The organism is Lactobacillus sp. WILCCON 0058 (assembly GCF_057198005.1).
Genome location: NZ_JBUBHM010000001.1, coordinates 1659699 through 1671371, shown reverse-complemented (window position 1 = coordinate 1671371; position 11673 = coordinate 1659699). Strand labels below are relative to the sequence as shown.

The 11673-nt window shown below is 51.2% G+C and carries 10 protein-coding genes; 9 read left to right on the top strand and 1 reads right to left on the bottom strand.

Features of this window, described 5'->3' with window-relative positions:
* Positions 1-5 precede the first annotated feature (5 nt).
* The 4 genes from ACYVUU_RS07690 (at position 6) to ACYVUU_RS07675 (ending at position 3285) form a co-directional block, all read left to right on the top strand.
* Positions 6-812, top strand: coding sequence for a pilin N-terminal domain-containing protein (locus tag ACYVUU_RS07690; protein ID WP_484500543.1), 807 nt, complete (start codon positions 6-8; stop codon positions 810-812).
* Positions 809-1369: a sortase gene (locus tag ACYVUU_RS07685; RefSeq protein WP_484500542.1), complete on the top strand. Its 561-nt coding sequence runs from the start codon at positions 809-811 to the stop codon at positions 1367-1369. The genes ACYVUU_RS07690 and ACYVUU_RS07685 overlap by 4 nt, the downstream gene beginning before the upstream one ends.
* 174 nt (positions 1370-1543) lie before the next feature.
* On the top strand, positions 1544-2248 hold the full coding sequence (locus ACYVUU_RS07680; RefSeq protein ID WP_484500540.1) for a L,D-transpeptidase: 705 nt from the start codon (positions 1544-1546) through the stop codon (positions 2246-2248).
* A 125-nt stretch (positions 2249-2373) separates the two neighbouring features.
* Positions 2374-3285, top strand: a complete 912-nt coding sequence (locus ACYVUU_RS07675; protein ID WP_215440933.1) for a ketose-bisphosphate aldolase — start codon at positions 2374-2376, stop codon at positions 3283-3285.
* Between the two features lie 94 nt (positions 3286-3379).
* Here ACYVUU_RS07675 and ACYVUU_RS07670 read toward each other — a convergent pair whose 3' ends face one another.
* Positions 3380-4225: an RluA family pseudouridine synthase gene (locus ACYVUU_RS07670; RefSeq protein WP_484500539.1), complete on the bottom strand. Its 846-nt coding sequence runs from the start codon at positions 4223-4225 to the stop codon at positions 3380-3382.
* 170 nt (positions 4226-4395) lie between these two features.
* Between ACYVUU_RS07670 and ACYVUU_RS07665 the strand changes: the two genes are divergently transcribed.
* Genes ACYVUU_RS07665 through ACYVUU_RS07645 form a run of 5 tightly spaced genes read left to right on the top strand, consistent with a single transcriptional unit; the run spans position 4396 to position 11424 of the window.
* Positions 4396-6453 (top strand): PBP1A family penicillin-binding protein, encoded by a 2058-nt coding sequence (locus tag ACYVUU_RS07665; protein ID WP_484500900.1) that lies wholly within the window; start codon positions 4396-4398, stop codon positions 6451-6453.
* A gap of 43 nt (positions 6454-6496) precedes the next feature.
* Positions 6497-6850 carry a YlbF/YmcA family competence regulator gene (locus tag ACYVUU_RS07660; protein WP_439775169.1) on the top strand — a complete coding sequence of 118 codons (354 nt, stop codon included), beginning with the start codon at positions 6497-6499 and terminating at the stop codon, positions 6848-6850.
* Positions 6851-6852: 2 nt separating this feature from the next.
* Positions 6853-8058: a metallophosphoesterase family protein gene (locus ACYVUU_RS07655; protein WP_484500538.1), complete on the top strand. Its 1206-nt coding sequence runs from the start codon at positions 6853-6855 to the stop codon at positions 8056-8058.
* Positions 8055-10481, top strand: a complete 2427-nt coding sequence (locus ACYVUU_RS07650; protein ID WP_484500537.1) for an ATP-binding protein — start codon at positions 8055-8057, stop codon at positions 10479-10481. The genes ACYVUU_RS07655 and ACYVUU_RS07650 overlap by 4 nt, the downstream gene beginning before the upstream one ends.
* Positions 10474-11424, top strand: coding sequence for a 3'-5' exoribonuclease YhaM family protein (locus ACYVUU_RS07645; RefSeq protein ID WP_484500536.1), 951 nt, complete (start codon positions 10474-10476; stop codon positions 11422-11424). The genes ACYVUU_RS07650 and ACYVUU_RS07645 overlap by 8 nt, the downstream gene beginning before the upstream one ends.
* The last annotated feature ends 249 nt before the right edge of the window (positions 11425-11673 follow it).

Below are 11673 nucleotides of genomic sequence, written 5' to 3'. Positions count from 1 at the left end.
ACAGCTTGCTTTCCAAGTCGAACAAAGTTGGCTTGTTAGTGGCCTTGCTCAGCTTGTTTTTAGCTTTTGCCGTGGTCAATCCTGTTCAAGCAGCTGATACTGGCTCATTGACAGTGCAGATGCGGGACCAGAAGACTGGCAAGGCGATTTCCGGCGGGAATTTAGTGGTTTATCAAGTTGCCAAGCTTGATTCAGCGAAAAAGTATCAATATACCAGTGACTTTGCCGAAATGAGCCAGAATATCGCTGGCCTGTCGCAAAATGAGATTATGACGGCGAATTTTGCCAACAGTTTGGCTGATTATGTTGCTGACAAGCAGCTCAGCGCGCAGACAACTGAGATTTCATCCAGCGGGGATGCCTCAATCAGCCTGGAGTCAAACGCGGTCTATCTGGTAGTGCAGACAACCAGCGCTGCTGGCTATGAGAAGATCAACCCCTTCTGCTTGGTTCTGCCATATACAATTGACGGGCAGACGGTTAATAATATCGTAGCTCAGCCAAAGGACACCCAGAAGACGCCGTCTAATCCGGCCACACCTAATACGCCAAGTACGCCGTCTTCTTCAAGCTCAAGTAACCGAAAGGTTTCAAGCAAGCCGCAGTACCCAGGCACGCCAACGATTACGGCTAAGAAGAAGACCAGCAAGAGCAATGGCAAGACACCGACAGGCAGCACGGTCCCGACTTTGCCGCAAACTCCGCGCTTGCCGCAGACCGGGCAATTGAACTGGCCGATCCCACTCTTGGCTTTGGCGGGCCTCACCCTGTTTGTCTGGGGCTGGGCTGATCAGAAGAAAGGTGAAAGATGAGAAAAAAGGGCAGAATCAAAATGGCGCTAGGAGCCATCTTTATCTTGCTGGCCGGCTTATTGCTGGCTCACAACCTAATTGAGGACTACCGCGCCGGCAGTTCTGCCAAGGCAATCGTCCGGACGATCGAGCAGGCGCCAAAGACTGAGAAATCAAGCAAGAGCACGATTAAAGTCAACGGAACAGCCTACAGTGGTTATCTTAATTTCCCGACTTTGAACTTGACTTTGCCGGTAGCTAGCAAGTGGCGCTTCAGCCAGCTGGAAGTATCTCCGGCGACTTATACGGGGACGGCAGAAGACCGGGACTGGACCGTGGCCGGGCACAATTTCGTGAACCACTTTGGCCGCTTGAACCAGCTGAAAGTCGGCGACAAGATTTATTTTGAAGCCGCAACTGGCCAGCGTTACGTCTACCAGGTTCAGAAAATGGAAGTCCTGCAGCCGACCGCCATCAGTAAGATGGTCCGCAGTAAGTACGACCTCAGCCTATTCACATGTACTTATGACGGCACGACCCGTTTTACAGTTAGATGTCGTTTATTACAAATCAAATAAGTTTTCATGAAGCAATCCTTTTTGGATTGCTTTTTCTTTAAATTTCGGGCAAACTGAAGTGGTTTGACTAGGTTTTTCATGTGATTTGTAAGATAATAAACTTAATCCTTTGTGAAATCGCTTTGCTGGCGGTTGCAGAGTTATAAAAAGAAGATTAGGAAAAGAGTGTAATTGATGAACAAGGCCCATAAACGTATCGGAATGCTGCTGATTGCCATAATCGCGTGCTTGATGATCATTCCAGTCTTTGAGCCCCTGCCGGAAGTCGGCGGCAAAAGCAAGGTCCAGGAGCATCCCCCTAAGAAGGAGCGGGTCGCCAAGAAAGAAAACAACAGACCATACGCTGATCCAAGCGACATGCGTCCGATGACCGGCCGCTACTACCTGTACTCCAGCGAAACCAAGCGCAAGTACCCAGACCTTGCCAAGTATAAGAATGTCTGGATCCGCGTCTCTATCCTCGGAGCCCGGGCCTATGTCATGTCCGGCAAGAAAGTCATCTACACCATGTATGCTTCCCCGGGCGCGATCAAGAAGAACGGCGAAAGCCGGACCCCAGTTGGCAACTACCGGATCCAGGAAGAAGCTGGTGAGGTCTTCTACAATAATGATGGGGTAGGGGCCCGCTACTACGTTTCCTACCACCAGCACGGGGTCTACCTTTTCCACTCAGTCCCGATCAACAACTTCAATTCCGGGGTCAAGGCCGGCAACTACCACTATGGCTACAAGGGCGGAGCCCACTTAACCACCCTGGGCAAGAAGCCGGACAGTCATGGCTGCGTCCGTTTGTCGGTCAGCGATGCCAAGTGGCTCTATGAGCAAAGACTGAGCGGCGGCCTGCCTGTTGGCAGCAAGGTTGTCCTCAAAATGCGCTAGGAATTCCGCATAGAGAAAGCGAACACAAATATTTTTAGTATAAAACGCTTACAGGCAAGAATTTGTTTGCTCAAATATTCATTATTGGGTACAATAGAGTCGTAAGAAGCTTAGGAGGTATTTTTATGGCTTATTTCGTTAACGGTAATGACATTTTTAAGAAGGCTCGTAAGGAACACTACGCTGTTGGTGCCTACAACACTAACAACTTGGAATGGACCCGCGCTCTTCTTCGTGGTGCTGAAGAAACCAGAACTCCATTGTTGATTCAAGTTTCAACTGGTGCTGCTAAGTACATGGGTGGCTACAAGCTCGTTAAGGACTTGGTAGAAGACTCAATGGACGCTATGAACATCTCAGTTCCAGTTATCTTGAACTTGGACCACGGTGACTACGACTCAGCTGTTGAATGTATCAAGCTTGGTTACTCAAGCGTTATGTTCGACGGTCACGCATTGCCAACTGAAGAAAACTTGGCCAAGACCAAGGAAATCATCAAGCTGGCTCACGAACGCGGCATTTCTGTTGAAGCTGAAATCGGCAAGATCGGTGAAAACCAAGGTGCCGGCGAACTTGCTTCAGTAGAAGACGCTAAGGCCTTCGTAGCTGCTGGCGTTGACAAGCTTGCCTGCGGTATCGGTAACATCCACGGTGTTTACCCAGAAGGCTGGAGCGGCTTGAACTTCGACCGTCTTAAGGAAATCGCTGAAGCTGTTCCTGAAACTCCACTTGTATTGCACGGTGGTTCAGGTATTCCTCAAGACCAAATCGAAAAGGCAATTTCTTTGGGTATCTCAAAGATCAACATCAACACTGAATTCCAACTTGCATTCCAAGAAGCTACTCGCAAGTACATCGAAGAAGGCAAGGACCAAGACAAGAGCAAGAAGGGTTACGACCCACGTAAGCTGCTCTTGCCAGGTACTGAAGCTATCACTGACTCAATGAAGGAAATGATCAGCTGGATGGGTACTCCATCAATCGACGACAAGGAAGCTGACGCTTCATTCGACAGAAGCTCACTTAACGAAGAATAATCTGAATCTTCAGAATGTTTTTCATGAGAAAAGGCTCTGTAACAGCATTTGCTGCTACAGGGCCTTTTCTTTTGCTCTTATTAAGTTTTTGCTGTCATTTGTCCAATCTAACCGTAACCTGGTCAAAGCTGTAGGGTTTGACAAAGGTCAGCTGCCAGCCAGTTAAAGCTAGGTCTTCGCCGGCAAAATTAGGGTTGTAGAGGGGATCGCCTACGATCGGCCAGCCCGAGGCCGACAAGTGGACCCGGATCTGGTGGGTCCGGCCAGTTTCCAAAGTTACCAGCAGTTTAGCCTGCTTTTTTTCCTCGTCTTTTTCTAAAACCTGGAAGTGGCTGACCGCTTTTAAGCCGTCAGCTCTGACCTGTCTTTTTCTTTGATCAAACGGGTCTTGACCGATCGGCAGGTCAATTGTTCCGCTATCGGGTATTGCTTTGTTTAAATCAACCGTGGCCAGGTAGTCTCGCCTTAAAGTCTTGCTAGTCAATTGCCGGTTCAAAATCGGGACGACAGCGGGATTTTTAGCGACCAGCAAGAGCCCGCCCGTCAGCATGTCCAGCCGGTGGACGATGTAAGGGCTGTAGCCTAAGTAGCTGGCGCAGTCATTAAGGGCTGTCCCGTTTTCGCCTTGGTTGGGGTGGGTCTTTTGCCCCTTGGGCTTGTCAATGACTAAAACATTTTCGTCTTCATAGACGACTTTTGGCAAGTGGCCACTGGCCGGGTAGTCCCCCTGGAGCGATTCCACCTGGTCTAAGTTGAGGTCAACTTTTTCATTGCCCTTGACCAGTTGGTTGAAGCTGCGGTATTGGCCATTGACTAAAACCTGCTTCTCAGTTCTTAGATAGTGCCGCCACTTGCGAGGAATTAAGAGCTGCCTGAGCAGGTCGCTGACGGAGACGGGAGGACGGTTTGCGGGATAGATTAAGCTGAAATGATAGATCATGACTGGATGTATTTTCTTTCTAAAAACCTTATTAGCGCAATTAAGAAATGGATAACTTGCTTCTTGGAAGATAGCCGCGGGCAGCTTTTATGTTAAAATCAAACTGTTTAGACTATGTTCTAACGAAGGAGCAGAAATCAATGGAAAACAGGCGCAAAGCGCGTAAACAAATGAACGACTCCCAGCCTAAAAAGGGCTTATGGGGATGGCTGAAAAGGATCAACTACCGCTTCCAACTGATAAGATGGTTGATTTTGATCGTTTTGAGCCTTTTTTTAGCTGTATCTTCTTATTATACCTTTAAAGTCAAAACAGCCAACCTGTCCAACCTCCAGGCTTCCCTGGCTAAGACCACGGTTATCTATGACCAGAATGGCAAAAAAGCCGGGTCCGTCTCTTCAGGCAAGGGGACCTATGTCAGCTTGAGCAAGATTTCCCCCAATGTCCAAAAGGCCGTAGTCGCCACCGAAGACCGGACCTTCTGGACCAACATCGGGATCAGCCCGAAAGGCATTCTCCGGGCGGCGGTCAGTTACGTCATCCATGGCGGCAATATCGCCGGGGGCGGGTCGACCATCACCCAGCAGCTGGTTAAGAACTCTATTTTGACCCAGCAGCAGACCCTGTCCCGGAAGGTAGAAGAAATGTTCTACGCCATCCAGGTGACCAAGGTCTATTCTAAAAAGCAGATTATGGCCATGTACCTCAACAATGCCTACTTTGGCAACGGGGTTTACGGGGTCCAGGACGCCAGCCGCAAGTACTTCGGCAAGAACGCCAGCCAATTGACGGTAGCTGAAGGGGCAACCCTGGCCGGCATTTTGCGGAACCCTTCCTACTACAACCCGATCGATTCCCTCTCGCACTCAGTTTCCAGAAGAAACCTCATCCTGCAGCTGATGGTCGACAACAAGTCCATCAGCCAGAAGACCGCCAACCAGGCCAAAAAAGAGGGGATGAACCTGGTCGACACTTACAAGGCCACCAGCGGCTACAAGTATCCTTACTACTTTGACGCCGTCATCTCTGAAGCCATCAGCAAGTATGGCCTCAGCGAAAACGAGATCATGAGCAAGGGGCTGAAGATCTACACGACCTTGGACCAAAACTACCAAAAGTCCATGCAGGCCAGCTTCAAGAATAAATACAACTTCCCGACCAACCCAGCCGGCACCTCCCGGGCCCAAGGAGCCAGCGTGGCCATGGACCCCAAAACCGGGGCGGTCAAGGCCCTGGTCGGCGGACGCGGCAAGCATGTCTTCAGAGGCTACAACCGGGCCACGCAAATGCAGCGCCAGCCCGGCAGTGCCATCAAGCCCCTGGCCGTCTACGCGCCGGCTTTGGAGAATGGCTACCACTATGACTCTGACCTCTCCAACAAGCGGCAGAAGTTCGGCAAGAACGGCTATGAGCCGGTTAACGTCGACAACCAGTATTCGACCACGATCCCAATGTACCAGGCCCTAGCCCAGTCCAAAAATGTCCCGGCTGTCTGGCTTTTAAACAAGATCGGGGTTTCCACCGGGGTCAGCTACTTGAAGAAGTTTGGCATTACCGTCTCAAAGAGCGACCAGAACTTGGCCCTGGCCTTGGGCGGGGTTTCCACCGGGGTCAGTCCCCTGCAGATGGCCCGGGCCTACTCGGCTTTTGCCAACAGCGGGAAGCTGCCGGACAGCTCTTACATGATTACTAAGATCACTGACGCCAGCGGTAACGTGATCGCGGAAAACAACAATACCGGGACCAGCCAGATCATTTCAGCTGACACGGCCAAGGAGATGACCCAGATGCTGCTCAGCGTCTTCACTTCCGGGACAGCCGTTAACGCTAAACCAGCGGGCTACTCAGTAGCCGGCAAGACCGGGTCTACTGAAGTATCTTTTGCCTACGGGACCAAGGACCAGTGGATCGTCGGCTACACCCCGGACGTGGTCGTGGCTACCTGGGTCGGCTTTGACACAACCGACAAGAACCACTACATGCAGGGGATTTCTGAAACCGGGATCACCACCCTTTATAAGGACGAAATGACCAGGATTTTGCCTTACAGCAAGCAGACCAGCTTCACCGTCCAATCGGCCGATTCCCTGGCCCAGAGCAACGGAACTTCCAGCTCGTCTTCAAGTTCATCGGGCTGGAGTCAGAAGCTGAAAGAATCGATCAGCGATGGGGTAAAGAATGCCGAATCAACGATTCAGTCATGGTACAATAAGATTACTGGAAAATAAGCAAACAGAATTTTTATGGAATAAAAAAAGGAGAAAAGAAAAAATGGTCAACATTTACGACACTGCCAACCAATTAGCTAACGACTTGCGGGAAACCCAACAGTTTGTTGCTTTAAAGCAAGCCATGGACGCCGTTAAGGCAGATGCTGACAGCCTTGCCTTGTTCAAGGAACTGGACGCTGCCCAAATGGAAATCATGGAAGCTCAGCAAACTGGCAAGGAACTGACTGAAGAGCAGCAAGACCACTTCAAGAGCTTGAATGAACGGGTCGGCCAAAACACCACCTTGCAAAACATGCTCTTGGCAGAACAAGCAGTTTACACCCTGCTCAATGACGTACAAAAGAATATCGGCCAGCCCTTGTCTGAAGCATACGAGGATTTGAGAAAAGCCTAATCATGAAATTCATTCATTTAGCTGACGCGCACTTAGATAGCCCCTTTCGTGGACTATCTTTTTTGCCAAACAGGGAATATGCTGAAATCCGTCAGTCAGCTGCCCAGTCTTTGACCCGGATCGTGGACCTGGCCTTAAAAGAAGAGGTTGACCTGGTTTTAATCGCCGGCGACACCTTTGACTCAAACAAGCCGTCTCCAGCCAGCCAGCTCTTTTTAGCCCGGCAGGTAAAGCGGCTGACTGACGCCCAGATCCAAGTGGTCATGATTTTCGGCAACCACGACTACATGACCCGGCAGGATCTCTTGCTTGAAAACAGCCCATACTTCTGCCTCTTGGGCGACCAGGAAAAAGTTGACCGGGAATTTTTCAAGACTAAAAATGGCTTCTCCTACAACGTGACCGGCTTTTCCTACAGCCAGAACCACATTGAAGAAGACCTCTTGGACCAGTTCCCGGAAAAAGAGGGCTATACAATTGGCCTTATGCACGCGGCCCAAAGAGCGGCTAGCGGGAATGTCTACGCTCCTTTCGATTTAAGCAAGATGAAGGAGCTGGGCTACGACTACTTTGCCCTGGGTCACATCCACGCCCGGCAAATTTTAAGTCAAAAGCCGCTGATCGTTTACCCCGGCAATATCCAAGGCCGGGATGTCGGCGAACTTGGGGAGAAGGGCTGCTACCTGGCTGAAGTCGATGAGACCAGCGGGCAGACCAGCCTGACTTTTGTCCAGACGGCCCCAATTACCTGGAAGCAGCTGACTTTAGAGCTGGATCAGGCAATTGATAAAAGCAATTTACATGCTAAAGCCCTGGAGCTTTTGCAAAAAAACAGTCAAGGCAAGACTTACTTCAGCTTGAAGATTTCGGGCTCAGAATATTTGACCAGTGAAGAGCTCGACCTTTGGCAGGACCAGGAGGCCTGGGCCGGCCTGTCCGCGGCTTTGGCGCCATCACAATTGGTTGACGTCCGTTTATCCATCCGGGGCCTGGTCAGCCTCAACAACAGCGACCGGGAAGCCCTGGCCGCTGCTGAAAAAGAAGTTCTGACCGACGAGAAAATCCAGCAGCTGGCCGCTTCTTGGGCCAAGAAGGACCCATATGCCCGCCACCTTTTAGAAGACGAGGAATTCCGCGGTCAGGTCAGGGACTTGGTGGCCGTCAAGCTGGCCAGCCGCCTGCAGGCAATGACTGGGGGAGAAGAATGAGACTCAAGCAGATTCAAATCTACAATTTCGGCCAGTTCAGCCAGGAGACTTTTGACCTGCCAGAGGGCAATTTAGCGGCCTTCTTCGGGGGCAATGAAGCCGGCAAGAGTACGACCGTGGCCTTCATCAAGCAGATCCTTTTTGGCTTCAATTTGAAAAACACCAGCTCAGTCTTTTTTGAAGACTATGAACCCCTGACCAAGAGCTACCCGATGGGGGGCCAGCTGGTCTTTGCCAGCGGCGAAGGAGAATTCACCCTGGAGCGGACCTGGAGCAAGGGGGACAAGAGCAAGACCGGGGCAGTAAAGGTCCTCTTAAACGGCCAGGAAGTCCCAGCCAGCGTCTTTTACGACCAGATTCAAAACATTGACGGGAGCTTTTACGCTGAAAGCTTTATCTTTAACGAAGACCTCCTCCGCCAGGTCAGCTCCTTGTCTGAAGGCGAGATCCTGGAGAACATCTACTATCTGGGGGCAGCCCAGAGCAGCCAGCTTTTGGCCATCCGGGCCGACTTTGACAAGGAAGCCAAAGACCTCTTCAAGCCAAGCGGGAAGAAGGCCCCGGTCAACCAGGACTTGCTCAAATTGGCTGAGCAAAGAGACAAGGTAGCTTCTGACGGCCAGGAATTTGACGCCTACCAGCAGCTGGAAGGCAAGCGGCTGGCTGAAGAAAAAGAAGCTAAAAAGCTGGAAAAAGAAGTCCAGGAAGTAAATGGCCAGTTAAGTAAGCTGGACAAGCAGCTGGAGCAGGTGAAAAACTACCAGACTTATTTAGACCTTAAAAAGCAGGTCAGCCCGGTAGTTTTTGACCAGGAGCTCTACCAAAAGGCCCTGGATCTTAATGCCCAGATCAAGGCCCTCAAGGCTTCCATCAAGGAGGAAGAAGCAGCAGTCGACCCAGCCCTTTTGGCCAAAAGAAAGGACCAGGTCCGGGCCTGGCGGCAGGAACTGGGGCAAATCAGCCAGAGCCTGGAAATGCTTAAGCAGCAGGTCAAGCAGCTGGAAGAAAAGCAGGCCAGCCTCTTAGAACTGACCCCGCATTTAGACCAAGTGGCTGATTTATCCATGGACCAGTTCCAGCAGATGCAGGCTGACTGGGAAGAAAGCCAAAAAACTGAAGAAACGCCAAAGACCCTGCCGCCATATGTCGGCTTGATCGTGGCCATAATTGGTCTGGCTTTGATCGGCCAAAAACGGATTTTGGCAATATTGTTAATCCTTGCCGGCGCGGCTTTAGCGGCTTATGCCTACTTCAAAAAGCCTGCCAAGGGGCCGGACAAGGCTAGCGCCTTTAAGGAAAAGTACGGCATCGATGCCAGCGTTAAGGTCGACTCCTTGCTTGCCCCTTACCGGGACCTGGCCATCAACCGGCGAGACTTGGCAAATGCCCAGGAAGAACTGGCCCAGAAAGAAAAACAGGCCGCTGATCTGGCCCGGCAATTGGGCCTGCAAGGCAGCGACATTGCGGCTATCAGCCAGCAGCTGGGCCGCTTAGAAGAGCAGGTGGAAGCTGAGAGCGCGGCTCTACGGGCGAGCCAGGAGGTCAAGGCGGCCAACTTGAACTACCAAAAGCAGATTAGTGATTTAACTGAGCAGCTTTTGGCCATCTACCAGACTGCCGGGGTGGAAAATTTGGCAGGCTACCAGTCCCTGGCCAAAAAGCAACAGGAGCAAAAGGCCCTGGCCGCCCAGATTACTGCTTTAAAGAACAACTTGGGTGACCAGTTAGCTGCTTTTGAAGAAAATGGCCTGGATTCTGCAAAATTGCTGGGGCAAAAGCAAGAGTTGGAAAAAGAGCTGGCTGATAAGCAAAGAGCCGTCTCAGCCCGCCAGCAGGAAATGGCCAACCTTTTGGCGGATGAAAAGCGCTACGCTTCTTCCAGCCAGGTAGCTGAAGACAAGCAGATGCTGGCTGAAATTGCCGACAGCTTCAGAAGAGACAGCCAGGACTACCTGGCCAGCCTGTTAGCCGGGGAAGTCATTGGCCGGACTCTGGATCTGGCCTCAAACGACCGCTTCCCGAAGATGCTGAAATTAGCCCAGGACTACCTGGAAATTCTGACTGGCGGCCGCTACCAGGAAATCCTTTTGCCAGCCAAATTGTCCAAGAAGACCCCGCTTAAGGTGGTCAGAAAAGACAAAAAGAAAATCCCCCTGGCCTACCTGTCCCGGGGGACTCAAGAGCAGCTCTATTTTGCCTTGAAACTGGCTTTTGTCATGCAGATCAAGGACAAGATCGACCTGCCGGTCTTGATCGACGATTCATTCGTCAACTTTGACGGCCCGCGGACCGGCTACATTATGGACATGCTCAAGAAGATGAGCGAAGACAAGCAGATCCTGGTCTTTACGGCCAGAGAAGACTTGGCTGAAGCCGTCAGCGCCGCGCCAATCAAATATAAGAAGGGGGAGCAAAATGCTTAAACGTTTGCTCGATTACAATGAAGGGGAAGAATTTGATCTGGTCTTGATGGTCAAGAATTCCCAGCTGCGCCAAGACAAGAGGGGCAAGCACTACCTGCTCATGCAGCTGGCCGACTCTTCTGGCAGCATCCGGGCCAATTACTGGCAGGCCAAGGCTGAGGACGCCAGCCGCTTCAATGCCGGTACGGTAGTTGAGGCTTCAGGGATGATTGAGGACTACCACAACCATGACCAGATCAAGCTTTTCAGCATTCATCCGGTCAGCCCAGATGACCAGGTGGACTTAAGCCAATTGGTGGCCTCTGCTCCGGAAAAGCCAGCTGAGATGGAGAAGGAGATCAAGGGTTTTGTGGCTCAGATCGACAATAAGCACTGGCATGACCTGGTGGACTTCCTTTTGAAAAAGTGGTCCAGCCGCTTCTTCGCTTATCCGGCTGGCAAGTCTAACCACCACGCCTATAAGGGCGGCTTGGCCTTCCACACTTTGACCATGCTGAAAGACGCCAGAGGCTTAGCTGACAACTACCCAGCCGTCAACCGGTCGCTCCTTTATGCCGGCTGCATCTTGCACGACATGGGCAAGGTGCTGGAATTGTCGGGGCCTGTTGCGACTCAGTACACGGCAGAAGGCAACTTGATTGGCCACCTGGTTTTGATCGACGAGCAGCTGATGCTGGCCGCCCAGGAACTGGGAATCGATCTGGCCAGTGAAGACCTGCTTTTACTGCGGCATATGGTCTTATCCCACCATGGCCGCTATGAGTACGGGTCACCAAAACTGCCGGCGCTGCTTGAAGCAGAGCTTTTGCACCGGATCGACGACCTGGACGCGGCGGTCAATGCCATCACGACTGAACTGTCCACGACCAAGCCGGGAGAATTTACCCCGCCGCTTTTGTCCCAGGACGGCCGCCGTTATTACCGGCCAAGGCAGGAAAGATAGGAAAAAATCTTCTTTTTCTCTTTTTCTCTTTTCCTTGTTTGATTTTTTGCTTAAAAGCTTGACAGAATCAATGAGAGATGTTTTAATATTTTTAATCAAACAATCATTTAAAAGAGAGGATCTAACAATGAACTTGCTCAAGACAAACATGACTAGTTTCTTTTATGGCTATGCTTATTTCGACTAAAGCGTCCGCGGATACGGACGCGAGACGTTCGTATCTCAGCTAGCCAATGTTTGTTGAGCCTG